Origin of the sequence: Rossellomorea sedimentorum, assembly GCF_046237645.1 — a bacterium.
Lineage (GTDB): Bacteria > Bacillota > Bacilli > Bacillales > Bacillaceae_B > Rossellomorea > Rossellomorea sedimentorum.
Window position 1 is genome coordinate 3,164,586 of the sequence record NZ_CP143546.1, and the last position, 22,239, is coordinate 3,186,824.

A 22,239-nucleotide genomic window follows, 5' to 3' on the forward strand; every position below is an offset into this window, starting at 1 on the left:
TCCGAGCGAGGGACATCATTTCTGGTTTTCTCCACTTTCATGACCTTCGCTTTCTGGGCGAGGTACATCATTTCTGGTTTTCTCCACTTTCGCGTCCCTCGCTTCCCGAGCGAGGGACATCATTTCTGATTTTCTCCACTTTCATGACCCCCGCTTTCCGGGCGAGGAACATCATTTCTGGTTTTCTCCACTTTCATGACCTTCGCTTACCTGGCCAAGGATGTCCTTGCCTTCTATCAGTTCCTCTGATCTCTATTCTATTTCCAAGGTACAAAGCAACAGCTTTTCATCTCAAATGAATTCCTAAAAAAATAAGAAAATCCGCAGGCAAACAGCCTGCGGATTTTCTGATAAGAATCAAACCATATTGTCGCTTCCGAAGAAGTTCTTGAACATTTGGAAAGAAGTATCACGATTCAGGGCTGCAATTGACGTTGTCAAAGGAATTCCCTTAGGACATGATTGAACACAGTTCTGAGAGTTACCACAATTGGCAAGTCCTCCGTCTCCCATGATTGTTTCCAGACGCTCGTCTTTGTTCATCGCTCCTGTTGGATGCGCATTGAACAAGCGGACTTGTGAAAGCGGGGCTGGCCCGATGAAGTCGGATTTAGAATTCACGTTTGGACAAGCTTCAAGACAAACACCACAAGTCATGCACTTAGAAAGCTCATAGGCCCATTGACGTTTTTTCTCAGGCATACGAGGCCCCGGTCCAAGGTCATACGTTCCATCGATTGGCACCCAGGCTTTAACCTTTTTCAGTGAATCGAACATTCTGCTGCGATCAACGATCAGGTCACGAACCACAGGGAAAGTCTTCATTGGAGCCAAACGGATTGGCTGCTCCAATTTATCAACTAGTGCCGTACATGATTGACGCGGCTTTCCGTTGATGACCATGGAACATGCTCCGCAAACCTCTTCCAAACAGTTCATATCCCAGTTAACAGGAGTTGTTTTCTCACCTTTGACATTCACAGGATTTCTGCGTATTTCCATCAATGCAGAAATAACGTTCATGTTCGGGCGGTACGCCAATTCAAATTCTTCCGTGTAGGAATCAGTGTCAGGGCTGTCTTGACGAGTAATGATAAAGCGGACTGTTTTATTTTCACTCATCTTTATTTACCCCCTTTTTTCTTAGTGTAGTCGCGCTTACGCGGCGGGATCAACGATGTGTCTACCTCTTCGTAATGGAATTCTGGTGTATTGGTTTCAGCATTGTACTTCGCCATTGTTGTCTTCAAGAAGTCCTCGTCATTACGATCCGGGAAGTCCGGTTTGTAATGGGCACCACGGCTTTCATCACGGTTCAAGGCACCGATTGTGATGACACGAGCAAGCTGAAGCATGTTGCCCAGCTGGCGAGTGAACATTGCACCCTGGTTGCTCCATTTTTGAGTATCATTGATATTAATATTTTTATAACGCTCCATCAATTCAAGGATCTTGTTATCTGTTTCCTTAAGTTTGTCATTGTAACGAACAACCGTTACGTTATCCGTCATCCACTCACCAAGCTCTTTATGGATAACATACGCATTCTCTGTTCCATCCATAGAGATGATTTCGTTCCATTTTTCTTCTTCCTGCTGAACATAGCGATCAAATAAGGAAGAAGGAAGCTCATCCACGCTCTTTTCAAGTCCATTCATGTACTTGATTGCGTTTGGACCCGCTACCATTCCGCCATAGATCGCAGAAAGCAGGGAGTTAGCTCCAAGTCGGTTACCACCGTGCTGAGAATAATCACATTCACCAGCAGCGAACAAGCCTGGGATGTTCGTCATTTGATCGTAATCTACCCATAATCCACCCATAGAGTAGTGAACAGCAGGGAAGATTTTCATAGGGACCTTGCGAGGATCGTCGCCCATGAATTTTTCATAGATTTCAATGATGCCGCCAAGCTTGATGTCCAGCTCTTTAGGATCCTTGTGGGAAAGATCCAGGTACACCATATTTTCTCCATTGATACCAAGCTTCTGGTTAACGCACACGTCGAAGATCTCACGGGTTGCGATATCACGCGGTACAAAGTTTCCGTATGCAGGATATTTTTCCTCAAGGAAGTACCAAGGTTTACCGTCTTTGTAAGTCCAAACACGTCCACCTTCACCACGTGCAGATTCACTCATGAGACGAAGCTTGTCGTCCCCCGGAATCGCTGTTGGGTGAATTTGGATGAATTCTCCGTTTGCATAGTATGCACCTTGCTGATAAACGATCGATGCAGCCGATCCCGTATTGATGACAGAGTTCGTGGATTTACCAAAGATGATTCCAGGACCTCCTGTCGCCATGATGACCGCATCCGCAGGAAATGCCTTGATTTCCATTGTTTTAAGGTCCTGCGCAACAATACCACGGGCAACTCCCTCATCATCAATGATGGTACCAAGGAATTCCCAGCCCTCATACTTATTGACAAGCCCTGCCACTTCATGACGGCGAACCTGTTCATCAAGTGCATATAACAGCTGCTGTCCAGTTGTAGCACCAGCGAATGCTGTACGGTGATGCTGTGTTCCACCGAAGCGGCGGAAGTCCAATAATCCTTCCGGGGTACGGTTGAACATAACTCCCATACGGTCAAGCAGGTGGATGATTCCCGGCGCAGCTTCTGTCATTGCTTTAACAGGAGGCTGATTCGCAAGGAAGTCCCCTCCGTATACCGTGTCATCAAAGTGTTCCCAAGGAGAATCCCCTTCCCCTTTAGTGTTTACCGCACCGTTTATTCCACCTTGTGCACAAACAGAGTGAGAACGCTTAACAGGCACTAATGAAAATAAATCTACCGGCGCTCCTGCTTCTGCTGCTTTTATTGTAGCCATCAAGCCGGCCAAACCGCCGCCGACAACGATGATTTTTCCTTTACTCATCGAGACTCACTCCTTTTCCTCCAAAAATACCTATCGAGTCTAGTAATATCTAATTAATAGAATGGTGAATTATACAAAAGCATATAGTGCTCTGATTCCGACGACGGAAAGAGCAACGAAAATTCCGATTGTAACGTAAGTAGCGATTACTTGAGAACGAGGAGATACTGTGATTCCCCAGCTCACAAGGAAAGACCACAAACCGTTAGCAAAGTGGAAGATAGTAGAGATAACGCCGACAATATAGAAGCCCATCATAAATGGATTTGAAAGAATGTTCTCCATCATTTGATAGTTCACTTCTGCTCCAAATGCAGCTGCTACCCGCGTTTCCCATACATGCCACGTGATGAAGATCAACGTGATGACACCGGATATACGTTGAAGAAGGAACATCCAGTTACGGAAATAACCATATCTGCTTACATTGTTCTTTGCTGTAAAGGCTATATATAAACCATAAATAGCGTGGAACAACAATGGAAGAAAGATAATGAATGTTTCAAGTACGATCCGGAAAGGTAGACTCTCCATAAAGTGTGCTGCATCGTTAAATGCTTCTTCGCCTCTTGTTGCGAAGTGGTTGACTACTAAGTGCTGAATTAAGAATATCCCTACTGGAATAACACCTAGCAATGAATGAAGCCTGCGATAATTGAACTCTCGATTTCCAGCCAATGATATACCCCCCTTAGTGATGAAAAAATGCATAAAATAAATTTCAACAATACTATTCAAGGTATAAACCTTCTGCAAATTTTCATATTATAACAAAAATGTGACATGTTCATTTTACTCCCATGTAGGAGGTGCGTCAAGAAAACGTATACATAAAATTCAGTGATACCGCAAAAATATTTTTAATATATTGATAATATACCTTTTACTAACAAACAACAAAAAAAGGGAACTGATTCACTGTTTGCAAGAAATCCAAATGACGGTCACGAAAATAATCATTATGTCGATAAAACATTCCATCTTTCCTATTTTTGTTTTAGCGATTTATATTTTGACCTCACCTTGTTTATAATAGATTAATAGAAGATTGTGAATGCACTGGTAGAAATTAAAAAAGGCAGAAATATCATGAATATCTTTGCTAATCAGTGGAAAATAATCAGATAATAACTCTCTTACAAATGTGCAGGAAGAGAGCCATATAGAAAGAGGGGATTACTTTTGGAAAGCAGCAAAGATCAAAATAATGGGGAAATGGAAGCTGTCCCCCTGTTTGGATATGAATTAATGAGGGACATACTGCTCCCTGAGATTCTGGGCAAGCATACGACAGACATTTTATATTGGGGCGGCAAAAGCCTTGCCAGGAAGTTTCCGCTTGTCTCCCTTGAGGAAATGGAAGGTTTTTTCCTTGAAGCGGGATGGGGTAAACTGAGCCTCACCGAAGAAAAAAAAGATGAACAGATCTTCACCTTGTCAGGACCATTCATTGAGAGAAGATTGACTCTTAAAACGGATATTTCTTTCAAGATGGAAGCTGGTTTCCTTGCCGAACAAGTTCAGTCACAAAAAAAAGCGGTCACCGAAGCGGCGGAAGAAATCCACAGGAGGTCAAAGACGATCAAGATTATTGTCCGCAGTGACCTAAAAGATAAAATAGAGTAGGTAGCAGGCAATGGAAAAGCTCCCCTGGGATCAGGGGAGCTTTTTTCCTTTACTATTTCATTGAAACTTTTTGAGGTTTCTCTGTTTTATCAAGATTGAATTCGGTATGAAGTACTTCTGCTGCCTTAAGCATTTGAGTTTCATCAACGACTGCTGACACCTTGATCTCTGATGTGCTTACCATTTTGATAGGAATTTCATTTTTAGCCAGCACTTCAAACATCTGTGCCGCAACACCCGGATTTGAAATCATGCCAGATCCAACAATAGACACCTTCGCAAGGCCGCTCTCATGTTCAATACTACTGAAGCCCAGTTCTTCCCTGTTGTTCTGAAGTACCTCTATCGCTTCCTCTAAATCATTTCTTTTGATCGAAAAAGAAAGATTGATGCTGTCTGTTTCTGTTTTACTTTGAATGATGATATCTACATTGATATGGTTTTGAGCAAGAGTCGTGAAAATCGATGAAAGGCTTGTGATTTCATTTTGAAGCCCTAATACTGTCATCCTGATAATTTCTTCTTCAAATGCTACTCCCCGAACAATCAAACCTGTTTCCATCGATACTTCCTCCTCAATAATTGTTCCTTCCAATCTTTCCATACTTGACCTTACCACCAGTGGGACACCATAGTTTTTAGCAAACTCAACCGCCCGTGGATGAAGCACACCGGCACCAAGGTTAGCCAATTCCAGCATTTCATCGTAAGCTACCGAAGCAAGCTTCCGGGCACTTTTTACGTAACGCGGGTCAGAAGTATACACGCCATCTACATCGGTATATATGTCGCACCTTTCTGCTTTAAGTGCAGCTGCAAGCGCAACAGCTGTCGTATCCGATCCTCCACGTCCTAGCGTCGTAATTTCTCCATTTTCAGCCAGACCTTGGAACCCGGCTACAACAACGATCCGGTTTTCCGAAAGATTATCATTGATTTTATCCGTATTAATATTCGTAATCCTGGCGTTTCCATGAATGCTCTCCGTTTGTATTCCTGCCTGCCAGCCAGTCATGGATACAGCATCGTATCCCATTCCCTGAAGCGCCATGGTCAGAAGCGAAATGGTAATTTGTTCCCCGGTCGTCAGGATCATATCCATTTCCCGTTTGCTTGGCTTAGCCGAAGCTTGAAACGCTAAGTCTACGAGCCCGTCCGTCGTTTTTCCCATCGCCGATACAACCACCACAACATCGTTGCCTTGCTTTTTCTCATCAATGACACGGCCGGCAACATTTTTGATTCTCTCGATATCTCCGACAGAGGTACCTCCAAATTTCTGAACAATCAGTCCCACATTCTCGTCCTCATTTCCTTATCAAGTTAGTGTACTTTAAGTGCGTGTTCAAAAAGAGCCGTTTATTCAAGGAAAGTGAAGCTGTGATCACCTGTGTGTATATCTTTACGAGGAGCGGACAGCAAGGTGACGAAGAATTCACGAGCTATTTTTCCCCGGACTTTTTGAACAACCTATTTAAGTATAAGTTCAAGAATAACGGTCACCACGAAAAACAAACCTCAATAAAAAAGGCAATGAGACAGTATCTCATTGCCTGTGAAATCGCAAATATGCAGGTTCCACGTGAGATAGCTCTCCAAGACTGTTAATCTTGACAATCCTGCATCTCTTAAACACAGAACCAGCGTAAGCAGATATGAGTCCGCTGCCGCTTCGGCGAATTCCCCTTTCAATACCCGTCACAAGAGCCCATACTCCTCGAAGCATCTACTGATGAAAGTTCGCACCTCTATCACCACTTGTATAAAAGTGATAATTTATAAAATTTTTATTCATTTTAACACACATTAAAAGAGGTGACAATTATAAATTTCTGGTATTGAGCGATCTTTTTGACGACATTCTTTACGGCTGACCAGTTGCTAGCTGTTGTTACTCTTTCACAGCATTATGGTTACTCGTTGTATGTGTGAGGATTCCCTCTTGTACAAGATGATTTCTAAAGGTGATCTTGTTAGGTGGGGGAAAAACGCATTTTTTCCTGCATGATTTCTGCTTGGGTGCTCGTTTCATGTATGAATCCTGACTCTTTTACAGCATCATTTCTGCTTGGGTGCTCGTTTCATGTATGCATCTTGACTCTTTTACAGCATCATTTCCCACTGGTTACTTGTTTCATGTATGAATCCTGACTCTTTTACGGCACCATTTCTGCTTGGGTGCTCGTTTCACGTATGAATCGCGACTCTTTTACAGCACCATTTCTGCTTGGGTGCTCATTTCATGTATGAATCCTGATTCTTTTACAGCATCATTCCCACTTGGTTACTCTTTTCATGTAAGAATCTTGACTCTTTTACAGCATCATTCCCACTGGTTACTCTTTTCATGTATGTTTGAAGAATGACTTATTTGGGACACCATGTCCTTTTGGCTATCTAACAACTCACTCTGGAAATGCCAGCCTTCCCCTACTAAGAACACCCTGCCGTGTAAGACAGAGTGTCAATGATTTATTCCTTCAGTTTCTGCATCAATTCTTCCGCAGCCGCCTTTGGCAGACCCGCTTCTGTCAGGTCCTCGAGAGAAGCTTCTTTCATTTTCTTCATGGAACCAAATGTTTTCAGCAGCTGTTTTTTTCGTTTCGGACCAATCCCGCTTACTTCATCAAGCATGGATGAAAAGGCTGTTTTGCCGCGCAGCTGTCTGTGGAAAGTAATTGCAAACCTGTGTACTTCGTCCTGGATCCTCTGCAAAAGATAGAACTCCTGGCTCCTTTTTTCCAAAGGGACAATTTCTAACGGGTCACCATACAGCAGTTCTGATGTCTGGTGTTTGTCATCCTTCGCAAGTCCGGCAACAGGAATATCGAGATTCAATTCCAGTTCCAGCACTTCCTTTGCAGCACCAATCTGCCCTTTCCCTCCGTCTATAATGATTAAATCCGGGAGCGGGAGCCCTTCTTTAAGTACCCTTGTGTATCTCCGCCTGACGACTTCACGCATGGAGTCATAGTCATCAGGACCTTTGACTGACTTGATTTTATACTTACGGTATTCCTTCTTTTCCGGTTTCCCGTCAAGAAATACAATCATTGCCGATACCGGATCGGTTCCTTGAATATTAGAGTTGTCAAAGGCTTCAATTCGGTGAGGTGTATAGATGCCCATTGCCTCACCAAGTTTATCGACGGCAAGGACCGTTCTTTCTTCATCTCTTTCAATCAATGCGAATTTTTCCTTAAGTGCGATCTCTGCATTTTTACCCGCCAACTGTACCAGATGCTTCTTTTGTCCTTTTTTAGGCTGAGTTGTTCTGACATCCAGGAGTTCTGAAACGATTACCTCATCAATACCTTCTGGAAGGTTGATTTCTTTTGGTTTGAAGTGGTTGGCTTTCGAATAAAACTGCCCGATAAACGTCAAAAATTCCTCAGCAGGTTCATCATAAATCGGGAACAGGGACACATCTCGTTCAATCAGCTTTCCTTGGCGGATAAAAAACACCTGGACACACATCCAGCCTTTATCAACAGCATATCCGAAAATGTCTCTGTCGGTGAAGTCAGTCATAGTCATTGTCTGCTTTTCCATTGTTGCTTCAATATGCTGAATTTGATCTCTGAATTCTTTTGCTCGTTCAAACTCCAGATTTTCTGCAGCTGCGGCCATCTTTTCATTAAGATCTTTTTTGATATCCTTATAACCGCCATTAAGAAAACGCGATATTTCATCTGTCAGTTTTTTGTATGTCTCAGGCTCAACTTCTTTCACACACGGAGCAAGGCATTGGCCCAAATGATAATACAGACACACCCTGTCAGGCAGGTTCTCGCATTTTCTCAGCGGATAAATTCTGTCGAGCAGCTTTTTTGTTTCGTTCGCTGCCCCGGCATTAGGGTAAGGCCCAAAATACTTACCTTTATCTTTCCTTACATTTCGGGTAATGATAAGCCTTGGGTGCCGTTCAGCTGTCAATTTGATAAAAGGATAGCTCTTATCATCCTTCAGCATGACATTATATTTAGGGTCATGTTTCTTGATCAGATTCAATTCAAGAATCAAAGCTTCCAGGTTGGAAGATGTAACGATATATTCAAAATCCTCAATCTCGCCGACGAGTCTTTGCGTTTTGCCATCATGAGATCCAGTAAAATAAGACCTCACCCGATTTTTCAGCACTTTTGCCTTCCCCACATAAATGACAGTCCCCTGCCTGTCCTTCATCAGGTAGCATCCGGGCTGATCCGGAAGCAGTGCCAGTTTATTAGAAATAATCTCGTTCATTTACACTCACCCCCTGCGGCTTCCTTTACTTAAATGAACGGAATACAGTAAAACTTCTTCAATAATCATAGGCAATCAGTCGAATAAGGTCAACTGGCGACCCTTTGGAAAAGATTGCAATACTTGAATTGTCCTTAAGGAGGAGTCGTTTCTTGTTTGGCTAAAATTCACCCTCGATGAGGATCTGAGTGTCTAATGACTGATTGATAAGACCTGTTGTAGCCCTCTATTTGGGTTTGAGTGCCTCATAAAGCTTTCATAAGACCATATTTAGTCCTTCATTTAGATCAGGTGGCCTCATGACGCCTTCATAAGACCAAATTTCCTCCTTAATTTTGATTAAGGTGTCCCATGACGCTTTCATAAGATTAAAATTCGTCCCACTATAGGTGCAGGCGCCTCATAATACGCCCTCAACCGGATCAGCCTATCCAGTAGAGCCCCAAATCTCTCTACATAAAAAAAGAAACGAACCAAACGGCCCGTTTCCTTTTTTAAAAAATTATGCGTGTTTGTTCAGCATTTCAGCAAGTGCTTCTTTAGGCTGGAAGCCGATGACTTTGTCAACCACTTCTCCGTCTTTAAGAACCACTAGTGTCGGGATGCTCATAACACCGTAGTTTCCTGCTGTTTCTTGGTTTTCGTCAACATCGACTTTAACGATTTTCACTTTATCGCCCATATCGGAATCAAGCTCTTCCAGTACCGGTGCAATCATTTTACAAGGTCCGCACCAAGGCGCCCAGAAATCTGCAAGTACTAAACCTGAACTTACTTCGTTTTGGAAAGTTTGATCTGTAGCATGTGTAATAGCCATTTATATTCGCCTCCAATTTTCTTTCAAAGTTACCGTCAGTATATCATCGATTTTTTGATGATGCTATAAATATGCCTCGCAGGTAATTTACCCTGTTTCCCTTGGTTTATTCAAGCTTTCAGGGTCAAGGGGGCCAGCTGAATTTCAGGCGGTATATTATAGTATTACCCGCTTAAGGGAATGTGCAATCTTCCTGAAAAAAATGGTTCTACGTCAAATGTTGGGGTAGGAGTGCTTGCTCCTACTCCTTAACCAACATGAATTTCCTTTAACTTGTATTGATGATGCAATAACACTCGAAGTCTAAAGCGATCATAACGTCTAAAACCAAACGCATTCCTTTTTATTACTTTAGTTTGGTTATTCAATCCCTCGATAAAACCGTTATTATAACCGAACGCAAAGCTGTTTAGAATTTCTACTTGCCAGTTTTTCAGGGTCTGGATAGCTTGTTGAAATTCCTTTAACCCTGCGTTTTCGACCTTACGGTAAAAACTGTACAAACCCTCTTTAACCTTTTCGGGTGCTGAAGGTCCAAGCTTTTTCCCTTCTTCAAACCACAATCTGTAAGACTCCTTCAACGCATACGCCGTACGCAGCTCTTCAGAAAGTCCAAGGTATCGTTCCAGGTACCAGATTTGCCTATCATTTAGCTGTTCATAAGGCTTGTGGAAAATGTGCTTCATTCTCTTACACTTTTTACGGTCATACGCATGAAACTCTTTCTGTACTCGCCTTCTCACACGTTCTAGAGCCCAGTGTATATAACGGGAAAAGTGAAATCTATCGGCCACAATGATAGGAGTTCCCAGAGCTTTTCTTACCGCAGATTTAAAAGCGTGACTCATATCCATGACGACTACTTTCACGTTTGAACCTTTTTCACGCAGGTAGTTCTTTATAGTTGTGACTGAGCGGTTAGGGAGAATGTCCAAAGGCTCTCTGGTCTTCCCATCCGCAATAATGAGCTGATATTTCCCCTCATTTGTATCCCCTTTATACTCATCAATAGCGATGACAGACGGGAGCTTTTCAACCTCTTTTAGACGGGAGGCGGAAATTTGATCAAAACGTCGTATGACTGTAGCTTGAGAAGTGCGGAACTGGCGCGCTGTATCTTTAAAGTTCTTTCCCTGAATCACTCGAAGACCTAAGGCTTGATTCCACTCAAGTGTATGTCTTTGATAACGTTGAACAAACGTATTGTCTTCCGCAAAACGTTTACCACAAGGGCAACTGTACCTACGTTTGCGGTAGAACAAATAAGATGTCCGTTCAAATAGCTTAAGGTGTTGAATCTTTTGAAGCCGATAGTCGTGGACCCTGCAGGTCCAGTTTTTACAGGATGGGCACTTATGCTTTCTTTTTGGCAATTCAATATGGAGATGGAAAGCCTCCCCCACTTCCTCAGCCTTTGAAATCCTAACCCCTTCTAATCCAGGTAAAACCATGTTAAAATGCATTTACACGCAACTCCTATCTTTTGCTTGTTTCTAGTCAACTCAAGTGTAAAAGATATAGGAGCTTGCGTGTATTTTTTTGCCTTAAAAGACCCACCCCAACAAATATAATAGAGCCAAAAAAATTAGCAGCTCCTCTTTTGAACAGCTGCTTTTTTCATGTTAGGAAGAGGATACTTTTAATTTCTTGAATTCTTCAGTCAGCATCGGGACCACTTCAAACAAATCTCCAACAATTCCATAATCAGCTACGTTGAAAATGTTTGCCTCAGGATCTTTGTTGATCGCAACGATTACTTTTGAATTCGACATTCCTGCCAAGTGCTGAATTGCACCAGAGATACCGCAGGCAATGTATAAATCCGGTGTTACAACTTTACCCGTCTGTCCGATTTGCAAAGAGTAATCACAGTAGTCTGCATCACACGCCCCGCGGGAAGCTCCTACAGCTCCACCCAGAACATCAGCCAATTCTTTTAATGGTTCGAAACCATCCTCACTCTTTACTCCGCGTCCGCCGGCAATTACAACTTTTGCTTCGGAAAGGTCTACACCCTCACTTGCTTTGCGGACAACGTCCTTAATGATGGTGCGAAGGTCTTTAATCTCAGCAGATACAGAACTTACATCACCGCTTCTGGACTCATCTTTTTCAAGAGGATCAATGTTATTAGGACGAATTGTTGCAAAGATCAGGCCGTCTGTAACGATTTTCTTTTCAAATGCTTTACCAGAGTAAATTGGACGGGTAAACACAAGGTTTCCGCCTGCTTCTTCCAATGCGGTTGCATCTGAAATTAACCCTGAACCTAATTTACTTGCAATTTTAGGTGACAGATCTTTTCCTAAAGCTGTGTGGCCGAAAATGATTCCTTCTGGACTTTCTTGGTCGATAACGGCCATCAATGCTTGAGAGTAACCATCTGAAGTGTATTGGTCCAATTTTTCGTCTTCGACCACAACGACGCGGTCAGCTCCGTACTGAATCAACTCATTACCTAAAGCGCTTACAGAACTGCCCAATAAAACTCCGACTACTTCTCCGCCCTCTGCAACTGTTTTACCTGCAGCAATTGCTTCAAAGGAAACGTTTCTTAATGCATTATCGCGTACTTCACCAAGTACCAATACTTTTCTTGCCATGTTAGATTACCTCCTGAGTGAATGATCTGTTGATTGTATTTATCAGGCTCTTTTCTTAGACTTTGTTGCTCCTCAAATAGAATTTCAAAAGACTTTACCCTGCTTACCAGGATATTTCGTGGTAAGTGCAAGAAAAGAGCTGCTCTCTTTTCAAAGAAAAAGCCTTTGTATTCCGGAAAAAAATCCAGCACTTGGGATTTTTACGGAAGCAACAACCTATACGAAAACAGCTGTTTATTAAACGACTTTGGCTTGCGTGTGAAGAAGCTCGACAAGTTCTTTCACTTGATCATCAAGCTCGCCTTCAAGAATTTTGCCCGCTTCCTTCTCAGGCGGCAGGAAGATTTCAATCGTTTTTGTTTTCGCCTCAACATCTTCTTCTTCAAGGTCTAAATCATCTATTTCAATTTCATCCAAAGGTTTTTTCTTAGCTTTCATGATACCAGGCAAAGAAGGGTATCTTGGTTCGTTCAGCCCTTGCTGTGCTGTTACCAATAACGGAAGGGATGTTTCGATTGTTTCGGAATCACCTTCCACATCGCGGACGACTGTTACTGTGTCTCCATTGATTTCAAGGCTTGTGATGGTTGTAACGTACGGGATATTCAACTGTTCAGCTACACGTGGTCCAACTTGCCCTGATCCTCCGTCAATCGCTACATTACCTGCCAGGATAAGATCTGCTTCCTTATCCTTAAGAAATTCAGATAGAACTTTGGCAGTCGTAAATTGGTCACCATTTTCCACATCGTCCTCTGTATTGATCAAGACAGCCTTATCAGCTCCCATTGCTAAAGCAGTTCGAAGCTGTTTCTCACCCTCTTCGCCGCCTACGGTTACAACAGTGATCTCGCCTCCATGCTCGTCACGTACCTGGATAGCTTCTTCAATCGCATACTCATCATAAGGATTGATAATGAATTCTGCACCGTCTTCACTGATTTGTCCGTTTGAAATACTGATTTTTTCTTCAGTATCGAAAGTCCTTTTCATAAGTACATAGATGTTCATTTCTAGTTCCCTCCTAAAATTTCAAACTTTCAATTGTTTAAAAAGATTGAGAAAATTCACCGCAAAATTTTTTCCTGGTCTCAAGGTTAAGCTGGGAATCCCATTTTACTTACCCTTGAATTCAGGTGTACGCTTTTCGATGAACGCTTTGATTCCTTCCTGGCCATCCTCAGACATGAAGACTTCTCCAAAGAGTTCAGCTTCCCGTTTAACTCCCTCATAGAACCGCTCATGTTTAGTATAACTAAGAAGTTCCAAAGCTGCTTTCATTGCCACTGGACTCTTCCTGGCTATACTGAACGCCAGTTTCTTTGCATGGTCAAGAACTTCTTCGTCAGGATATGCTCTATTAGCCAATCCCCATTGAACTGCTTCCTTCCCGCTTATCGGTTCGCTTGTCAACAGCATTTCCGACGCTTTTGCTGAGCCGACAAATTTCGCAAGCCTTTGGGAACCGGCAAATCCTGGCACCAATCCAAGCTGCAATTCCGGCAGACCCAGCTTCGCATTCTCGCCGACAATGCGAATATGGCATCCCATTGCAAGTTCAAGGCCGCCACCCAATGCAGCACCGTGAATAGCCGCAATAATCGGTTTAGGGAAGTTTTCCATTCGTTCAAAGAGATCCTGGCCTCTTTTTGAAAGCTTTGAAAAGTCCTCTCCGCTCTCTACTTTGGTAAATTCCTTGATATCGGCGCCGGCAGAAAAGAACCTGCCCTCGCCGTGCAGCAAAATGACCCTTGCGTCTTCGTTATTCTCCAGTTCATCCATCAGCCCGTCCAGCTCAATGATCAAATCACTGGCCAGGGCATTCGCAGGCGGACGCTGGATTGTAACGATTGCTGTCTGGTTTTCAATCTCGTAATGTAAATACTGCATCTAGACTTCCTCCTTACGCAAAACTTTAGTTCCCGGAACCGCACCCGTTGAGCAGCAGTTTATGTATAGCAGGAACTTGTGCTGACAGGTCATACTTTTGCTCATTCATGACCCAGTTTGTAAGCATCTCATCAATTGTACCGAAGATCATCTGACGTGCCAGGCGGGTATCAAGTTCGGAAGAAAATTCCCCCGAATTAATTCCTTCAGCCAGGATCTTGTCAATCACTGTAAGGTATCCTTTCAATACTTCATTGACCTTTAAGCGGATATCCTTATTGGACTGCCTTAACTCCAATTGGGTGACAATGGCCAGATGGTGATCTTCCGACAAGATTTTACAATGATTTTCAATCATCACTAATAACTTCTCCGCCGCAGTTCGTTTTCCTGCAATAACTTCTTCAATTTTTTCAACAAACATTCCCATCTTCTCACGGAACAGTGAAATCAATATATCTTCTTTGTTTTTGAAATATAGATAAATGGTTCCATCTGCCACTCCGGCCTGTTTTGCTATTCTTGAAACCTGTGCCTGATGATATCCGTTTTCGGCAATCACCACTACAGCGGCATCAATAATCTGTTTATATTTCGGTTTGTCTCTTTTCATGTTATGCCCTGCCTCTTTAAAATAATGAATGACTATTCATTCATATTTTTATGATAAAATGCTTGAGAAAAAAAGTCAAGTACAATATCCTTGTCCCAGCCCCGGACAAAAAGAAAGGCCGGATGGCAGCCCGAAAGTCTTTTTCCATTTTCTATTCTGACATGAAACTCATTGTTTTCCAACTATAATCAGCCGAGTTTCTCGTCCTTTTCTTCTAACTTTTTCTTCTCTTCATCAACCAGTGCCCTTCTCAAAATTTTTCCTACGGCAGTTTTTGGAAGCTCATCCCTGAATTCATATAATCTCGGAACTTTATATGCAGCAAGGTGCTTTCTTGCAAAAGCATCCAATTCTTCTTCCGTGATTGATGAATGTTCCTTTAGTACAACATATGCTTTCACCGTCTCTCCGCGATAAGGGTCGGGGATTCCGGCAGCTACAACTTCCTGAATATCCGGATGTTCATATAGGACCTCTTCAATCTCCCTTGGATAAATATTGAAACCTCCCGCTATGATCATATCCTTTTTGCGGTCTACTACGTAAAAGTAACCTTTTTCATCCATGTAGCCCAAATCTCCTGTAAGAAGCCAGCCATCCCTCAGGGTCATCTCAGTTTCTTCAGGCCTGTTCCAATACCCTTTCATGACTTGTGGACCTTTCACCCAAATCTCTCCAATTTCATTTGGCGGCAGTTTTTCCCCTGTTTCCATCGAGAACACAGCAGCATCAGTGTCAGGCCACGGAATGCCGATACTTCCTTTTATCCGTTCCCGGTCCCACAGGAAATTGGCATGCGTGACTGGTGAAGATTCAGTAAGGCCATAGCCTTCTACAAGCTTCCCGCCGGTAACTTCCTCAAATCTTTCCTGGACTTCAACCGGAAGCGGCGCGGAACCACTGAGACAAGAATCGATGGAAGACAAATCATATTTCTTTAGGTCAGGGTGATTTAATAACCCGATATAAATAGTCGGAGCTCCTGGAAACAAAGTCGGTTTTTGTTTTTGAATCGTCTTCAGTGTCGTTTCCGGATCAAACTTAGGCAGCAATACCATTTTATATCCCTGCATGACAGAAAGAATCATAACGGCCGTCATCCCATACACGTGGAAAAACGGGAGTATCCCTAACATAATTTCTTCTCCCTTTTTACACTTATAAAGCCACGCATCACACATTGACGCATTTGACACAAGGTTTTTATGGGTGAGCATGACCCCTTTTGGGAAACCTGTTGTTCCGCCTGTGTATTGGAGCAATGCTAAATCTTCTTCAAAGTCAAACGGAATTTCAATCGATTTATTATCAGCCGTTTTCATGATATCCGTGAATAAATGGAATTGATCAGATGGCTCCACTTTCACGACAATTCCATATTGCTTCTTCTGGATAAACGGGTAAATCAGATTTTTCGGGAAAGGAAGATACTCTTTGATAGCGGTTACAATTACATGCTGAAGCGAAGTTTCCTTCATAACTTTTGTGACTCTTGGAAAGAGAATATCCATTGTTAGAATCACTCTCGCACCAGAGTCATTCATCTGGTATTCTATTTCCCTTTCCATGTAAAGTGGATTGGTTTGAACCACAACTCCTCCGGCATAAAGAATTCCATAGTAGCCAATGACAGACTGTGGCGTATTCGGCAGCATGATTGCCACCCGGTCTCCTTTTTCCACACCCAGGGTCTTCAGATAATTGGCAAACTTCAGAGCAGAGTCATAAAGTTCATTATACTTAATTTCCTTGCCCATAAAATGAATGGCACATTTTTCAGGATAGAGTTCCGCTGCTTGCGTTAGATAATCCTGCAGCGGTGCCGGGGTATAGTCGAGCTCTTTCTTAATTTCCTCTGGATACAGTTCAAGCCAAGGTCTTTCCATAATAAATTCCCCCCCCTTTAATAATTGTTAGAAAATTATAATACTTTACACTATTATAGTATATCTCTACACCTGTTACAATCGAATTTAATGCACAGGAGATTTGCATGCACAAAAAAGAAGCGGAAGTGCACCGCTCCTGATTTGCTGTCTATTGTTTTATACTCAAGTCTATTTTCAATAAGATTGCTGCTTGTTGCACTAACAATTCTGGATGTGTTTACTTACGACTGGTTGATACTACCCGCTGGAACGTTATCCACCCCCTCGGAGTCACGCACCTGGAGCGGAATTCACCTATTTCATTCTAACAGCAGCAATACTTACCATAAGAGCATTATACAAAAAAGACCAGATACAAGATGCCTACTATGATAAATCCGGCACAAAGGCCCAATAATACTTTTGCTAATGTTTCCATTTCTCTCTCCTTATGAGATGCCTGCCCCTATGACATAGGACAGGCCAACTGATATGACTAGGGAAATAAAGCCCACGGCCCGGTTGTCTTTTTCAATTTCATCATCAATTTTAAACTTCGGGGTCAAAAACTCATAAATAAAATATCCGAACAGGAGCAGAATGAACCCAAAAACTCCCCAGCCGATAGTGGTCAATAACGTATCATTTTCTGCAATCGAATGCCTGAAGATGTTTGCAATTCCGAAAATCTTCCCTCCTGTTGCCATGGCCACTGCAAGGTTTCCATCTTTGATTTCTTCCCAATTCTTATATTTCGTGACAAGTTCAAAAATAGAAAGAAACAGAACCAGGAACAGTATGACAACACTGTAATAACCTGCTGTCTGAATAAATTCATTTTCCCAAAAGTTCTCCATCCCGAAACTCCCTTTAGCTTTTTTTCACTATTCCATTAAAATTTCCTGCTTTGTATAAGCAGTTAATTGATTTTTCAATCAAAAACATTACTTTCATTTGAGACATATTTTGTTTCTAAATCACACACTTTCCAAAAGAGGTTCCTTTATGCTGCTTCTAAGAATGGGATGTTAAATCTTTCAGAAAGAGGTTATGTTCAAATTCCCGCTCCGTTGAAACCAACGATGACCATCACTTGAATTCTACTACACTTACACCTGTTCCGCCTTCACCCGCTTCACCAAGCCGGACTCTTTTTACTGAGCGGTGGTTTTTCAAATATTCCTGCACACCCTGTCTTAAGGCACCAGTCCCTTTTCCGTGGATGATGGAGACTCTCGGGTAACCCGCCAATAAAGCATCATCGATATACTTTTCCACTCGTGAAAGGGCGTTTTCAAAGCGCTCACCACGGAGATCCAGTTCCAATCCGACGTGAAAATCTTTACCTTTTACTGTTGCAAGAGGTTTGGTCTCCACTTTTTTCTCTGTTTTAATGAATTGGAGATCTGATTCTTTGACTTTCATTTTCATGATGCCCATTTGGACCTGCCATTCATTTTTAGAAACCCTTTCAACCAGGTGGCCCTTTTGATCAAATGAAAGAACCTTCACCTCATCACCCGGTTTCAATTCACGCTTCTGATTTACATTGGATTTCTGCGGTTTGCTTTTTTCCAGTTCCGGCGCTGCGCCTTCAATCCGCTTCCTTGCTTCAATCAGTTCATGTTCTTTGACCTCTGCGCTTTTTTCAAGCCTCATTTTTCTCAGATCACGGATTACGCCTTCTGCTTCCTCTTTCGCTTTTTCAACAACTTGTGCTGCTTTAAGTTCAGCTTTTTCATATAAGCTGTCCCGCTTCTCGTAGAACTCCATCATTTGCTTTTGCATATCCTTATGCATTTTCTCCGCCTGTTTCAGGAGCTCATGAGCTTCATCATAATCTGATTCCGCATCTTTTCGGCTTTTTTCCAGGGAAGCAATCATGTTTTCAATTTCTTTGCTGTCCGTCCCAATATGCGACTTGGCACGCTGAATCACCCTGTCGGCCAATCCTAACCGCTTCGATATTTCGAATGCATTGCTTCGTCCCGGAACGCCAATCAACAGTTTATAAGTAGGACTCAGCGTTTCTACATCGAACTCCACACTGGCGTTGATGACACCATCACGATTGTAGCCATACGCTTTCAATTCAGGATAGTGGGTAGTGGCCACGACTTTAGCTCCCCGCTGGTGCACTTCATCCAGGATTGAGATGGCAAGTGCGGCTCCTTCCTGCGGGTCGGTTCCCGCTCCAAGTTCGTCGAAAAGCACCAGACTTTCATGGTCTACCTTGCCGAGGATATCCACAATGTTCACCATGTGAGAAGAAAAAGTACTCAAGCTTTGCTCGATCGATTGTTCGTCACCGATATCTGCATATACATTTTGGAACACACCCATTTCAGATCCATCCAATGCCGGGATCTGAAGCCCGGATTGTGCCATCAATGTCAAAAGGCCGATGGTTTTCAGGGTAACCGTTTTACCGCCAGTATTCGGACCGGTAATAACGATGGAACTGAAGTCTTTCCCCAGTTCAATATCATTGGCTACGGCTTCATCGATGGGCAGCATGGGATGACGGGCCCTGTTCAGCTTTATCACTTGATCTCCATTGATTTCAGGCTTTGTCCCTTTGATGGATTTTCCATATTTCGCTTTCGTAAACATGAAATCGATATCAGCCAAAATTGAAACAATCATCAATAAGTCTTCTGAATAAGCACTGACTTCCAGGGTCAGTTCTGTAAGGATTTTCTCAATCTCCTGTCCTTCTTTCAGCTTCAGCTCACGGAGTGCATTATTCAGCGACACTATGACTTCAGGTTCTATGAAAAGTGTCTGTCCTGAAGAGGACTGATCGTGGATGATTCCTCCGTAATTGCCGCGGTATTCCTGCTTAACAGGGATAACGTAACGGTCATTCCGGATGGTGATAATCGCATCCGAAAGCATTTTCTGTGCATTGCTGGAGCGGATCATTCTTTCAAGTTTCTCTCTGATACGCCCTTCATTTGCCCTGATCTGAGAACGGATTTGCCTTAATGTATCACTGGCAGAATCGAGAATTGCTCCATTTTCATCCACTACGGCTCTAATTTTGTGTTCTAGAGGAGTCAAAACAGCCATCTGACCGACTTTCTCAGTTAAGATAGGCAGTTCAATCTCTTCCTCCTCTAAGTCTTCCATAAACAGCCGGAATTGCCTGCTTGCACGAATGGTGCTCGCTGTCTGTACAAATTCCTGCGGACCCAGCATACCGCCAATGGTTGCACGCTTGACTGCGGGACGGATATCAAATATCCCTCCCAGCGGTGCATGTCCTTTTATTCTTAGGATACCGGCAGCTTCGTCTGTTTCTTCCTGTATTCTAATAACTTCTTCAAGGGAAATTGAAGGCTGAAGACCATCGACTTTCGCCCTGCCAAGTGCAGAAGCGGCAAATCCCGCGAGAAGTTCCTTAACTTTATTAAATTCCAGAGTCCTGAATACTTTCTCATTCATGGAGTATACTCCTCCCTAACTATCCATCGTTTCTTTTTAAAAATTTCAGCAAACCATCACTATCATACGTATTAATGACAGAATCTGCTGTTACCCACCCTTTTCTTGCTGCACCGACTCCGACTTCCATAAATTCAAGATGATCGATGCTGTGGGCATCTGTATTGATGACAATCCTGACCCCTGCTTCCACTGCCTTCTTGATATTTTCGGAGGAAAGATCCAGTCTGTTGGGATTGGCGTTCAATTCAAGGGCAGTACCTGTTTCTTTTGCCAGTTCAATAAGCATATCCACATCTACATCGTAGCCTTCCCTTTGGCCGATGATTCTTCCCGTCGGATGGGCGATGATATCAACATGAGCATTCTTTAATGCCGTTTTCATGCGTTCCATGATTTTTTCCCTGGACTGCGAAAAACTTGAGTGGATAGAGGCGATGACGAGATCCATCTGCTCCAGGACCTCATCTTCATAATCCAGTGTCCCATCAGGCAGAATATCCATTTCTATTCCTGACAGAATCGTAATATCGTCATATTTATCATTCAACTTGCGGATCTCATCCCGCTGCTTTAACAACCTTTCAGCAGTGAGACCGTTGGCAACTTTCAAATATTGAGAGTGATCAGTAAAGGCCATGTATTTATACCCTTTTTTTCTGCACGCTTCAATCATCTCTTCCAAGGAATAGGCCCCATCCGTCCAGGTGGAATGCATATGCAGGTCGCCCTTGATGTCCTTCAATTCTATTAGTCCGTAGTCTTTCGAATAGTGTTCGATTTCCCTGCCGTCTTCTCTTAATTCAGGCGGGATCCAGGGAAGCCCGAAATGATCAAAGAATTCCTCTTCAGAGCGGAAGGTGGTCATTTCACCCGTTTCCGCGTTTTCCACTCCGTATTCACTGATCTTTTCTCCTCTATCTTTGGCAATCTGTCTCATTCGGACATTATGATCCTTCGAGCCTGTAAAGTGATGAAGAGCTGTTGCATATTCATCCGGTTTCACCAGCCTGAAATCAACTGATACTTCCCATTCATAACGGAAGATCAGTGATATCTTCGTATCACCGGCTGCTGATGACTCTTTGATATCCGGAAGGTTCATGATTTGCTCCTTAACGGCTTGAACATCTTCAACGGCGATGATGAAATCAAGGTCCTTGACTGTTTCTCTCATCCTTCTCAAGCTGCCGGCACGGGAAAATTCTTTTATCCCTTTCATTCCTGACAGGGCTTCTTCAATTTTCTCGGCAACCGGGAGCATATACGCGATTGGAAGTCTTTCCGGCTGGGAACCCGCATTCTCGATTGCAGCAAGGATTTTCTCTTCCGTCTTTTTGCCGAAGCCTGATAGAGTAGAGACCTTCCCTGCCTCACAGACGTTCTTTAAATCTTCCATATTCGTTACATCCAATTCTTGATAAAGCTTGGCTATCTTCTTTCCACCAAGACCAGGCAACTTCAAAAGAGGTACGAGCCCTTCTGGGACCTCCTTCTGCAGCTCTTCAAGCACACTCGATTTGCCATCGGATATATACTCTTCAATGACCGCGGCCGTGCCTTTACCAATTCCATTGATCGCCGTAAATGAATCAATTTCATTCAGGCTTCTGTCATCCGTCTCAAGCGCGTTTGCCGCTTTACGGAAAGCCGAGACCTTGAATGTGTTTTCACCTTTCAATTCCATATATATAGCAATCGTTTCTAGTAATTTAATAATATTTTTCTTATTCACAGTCATTCGATCACCCTCTTATGTAGATTTTTCAGAGTAATGTATTTGTCTACGAGGCGCTTTTCAGCCTCCAACATTAATACTATCAGAATACCTGTGTAAAAGGAAAAATATAAAGATTAAAGGCAGGGTGCACACTTCCTGCGGCATTGGCGGTTTAGGAATACGCACCTACTGAACGCCTTTTACCCCCAGTACCAGATCCGTTCCCTCTTACAATCGCCATTTCTTGGAGTAAAACTCATATCTTTGTACATAACTTCTCTTAAAACTACCAACTCTTGTATCAAGAGCAGCTTTTTAAAGACACGAGCATTAACTCACTACAGTCATAGGGTCTCCTGTCTCTCGTACATAGCTCTAATCCGTAGGTTATTGAACCCCGCTTGAGTTTTTTCATCCCCCGCGGAATCGCTTAGACTATTGCAAAAACCATCATATGAGATTGAAGAGCCTCTTGAAAATAGGCATAGGCTATATACAAAAAAGACCGGCCCCAATAGTTCCGGC

Annotated in this window: 16 protein-coding genes and 1 riboswitch; of the genes, 1 reads left to right on the forward strand and 15 read right to left on the reverse strand. The window is 42.9% G+C overall.

Annotated features, from left to right (window positions below; genetic code table 11):
* Positions 1-357: 357 nt before the first annotated feature.
* The 3 genes from sdhB to V1502_RS15665 form a co-directional block, all read right to left on the reverse strand.
* Positions 358-1,122, reverse strand: coding sequence for a succinate dehydrogenase iron-sulfur subunit (sdhB, locus tag V1502_RS15655; protein WP_409251560.1), 765 nt, complete (start codon positions 1,120-1,122; stop codon positions 358-360).
* A gap of 2 nt (positions 1,123-1,124) precedes the next feature.
* Positions 1,125-2,885 carry a succinate dehydrogenase flavoprotein subunit gene (sdhA, locus tag V1502_RS15660; protein WP_409251561.1) on the reverse strand — a complete coding sequence of 587 codons (1,761 nt, stop codon included), beginning with the start codon at positions 2,883-2,885 and terminating at the stop codon, positions 1,125-1,127.
* A gap of 69 nt (positions 2,886-2,954) precedes the next feature.
* On the reverse strand, positions 2,955-3,563 hold the full coding sequence (locus V1502_RS15665) for a succinate dehydrogenase cytochrome b558 subunit (protein ID WP_409251562.1): 609 nt from the start codon (positions 3,561-3,563) through the stop codon (positions 2,955-2,957).
* Positions 3,564-4,100: 537 nt separating this feature from the next.
* On the opposite strand from V1502_RS15665, the gene V1502_RS15670 reads away from it, so the two are divergent.
* Positions 4,101-4,511 (forward strand): YslB family protein, encoded by a 411-nt coding sequence (locus V1502_RS15670; RefSeq protein ID WP_409254369.1) that lies wholly within the window; start codon positions 4,101-4,103, stop codon positions 4,509-4,511.
* Between the two features lie 52 nt (positions 4,512-4,563).
* Here V1502_RS15670 and V1502_RS15675 read toward each other — a convergent pair whose 3' ends face one another.
* The 12 genes from V1502_RS15675 to polX form a co-directional block, all read right to left on the reverse strand.
* Positions 4,564-5,808: an aspartate kinase gene (locus V1502_RS15675; RefSeq protein ID WP_409251563.1), complete on the reverse strand. Its 1,245-nt coding sequence runs from the start codon at positions 5,806-5,808 to the stop codon at positions 4,564-4,566.
* Between the two features lie 283 nt (positions 5,809-6,091).
* Positions 6,092-6,270: riboswitch (Lysine riboswitch) on the reverse strand.
* 713 nt (positions 6,271-6,983) lie between these two features.
* On the reverse strand, positions 6,984-8,756 hold the full coding sequence (gene uvrC / locus V1502_RS15680) for an excinuclease ABC subunit UvrC (protein ID WP_409251564.1): 1,773 nt from the start codon (positions 8,754-8,756) through the stop codon (positions 6,984-6,986).
* Between the two features lie 502 nt (positions 8,757-9,258).
* Entirely contained in the window at positions 9,259-9,573 is a 315-nt protein-coding gene (gene trxA / locus V1502_RS15685; RefSeq protein WP_409251565.1) for a thioredoxin, read from the reverse strand.
* A gap of 248 nt (positions 9,574-9,821) precedes the next feature.
* Positions 9,822-11,036 (reverse strand): ISL3 family transposase, encoded by a 1,215-nt coding sequence (locus V1502_RS15690; protein WP_409251383.1) that lies wholly within the window; start codon positions 11,034-11,036, stop codon positions 9,822-9,824.
* A 159-nt stretch (positions 11,037-11,195) separates the two neighbouring features.
* A complete protein-coding gene (locus V1502_RS15695; protein ID WP_409251566.1) occupies positions 11,196-12,176 on the reverse strand; it encodes an electron transfer flavoprotein subunit alpha/FixB family protein in 981 nt (326 codons plus the stop codon).
* A 237-nt stretch (positions 12,177-12,413) separates the two neighbouring features.
* Positions 12,414-13,187, reverse strand: a complete 774-nt coding sequence (locus V1502_RS15700) for an electron transfer flavoprotein subunit beta/FixA family protein (RefSeq protein ID WP_409251567.1) — start codon at positions 13,185-13,187, stop codon at positions 12,414-12,416.
* A gap of 105 nt (positions 13,188-13,292) precedes the next feature.
* Positions 13,293-14,066 (reverse strand): enoyl-CoA hydratase, encoded by a 774-nt coding sequence (locus V1502_RS15705; RefSeq protein WP_409251568.1) that lies wholly within the window; start codon positions 14,064-14,066, stop codon positions 13,293-13,295.
* Positions 14,067-14,091: 25 nt separating this feature from the next.
* Positions 14,092-14,679, reverse strand: coding sequence for a TetR/AcrR family transcriptional regulator (locus V1502_RS15710; RefSeq protein WP_409251569.1), 588 nt, complete (start codon positions 14,677-14,679; stop codon positions 14,092-14,094).
* Between the two features lie 188 nt (positions 14,680-14,867).
* Complete coding sequence (locus V1502_RS15715) at positions 14,868-16,565, reverse strand: long-chain-fatty-acid--CoA ligase (protein ID WP_409251570.1); 1,698 nt, start codon at positions 16,563-16,565, stop codon at positions 14,868-14,870.
* Between the two features lie 431 nt (positions 16,566-16,996).
* Positions 16,997-17,404: a DUF350 domain-containing protein gene (locus tag V1502_RS15720; protein WP_409251571.1), complete on the reverse strand. Its 408-nt coding sequence runs from the start codon at positions 17,402-17,404 to the stop codon at positions 16,997-16,999.
* A 232-nt stretch (positions 17,405-17,636) separates the two neighbouring features.
* Positions 17,637-19,994, reverse strand: coding sequence for an endonuclease MutS2 (locus V1502_RS15725; RefSeq protein WP_409251572.1), 2,358 nt, complete (start codon positions 19,992-19,994; stop codon positions 17,637-17,639).
* Positions 19,995-20,013: 19 nt separating this feature from the next.
* Positions 20,014-21,735: a DNA polymerase/3'-5' exonuclease PolX gene (gene polX, locus V1502_RS15730; RefSeq protein WP_409251573.1), complete on the reverse strand. Its 1,722-nt coding sequence runs from the start codon at positions 21,733-21,735 to the stop codon at positions 20,014-20,016.
* Positions 21,736-22,239: the final 504 nt, after the last annotated feature.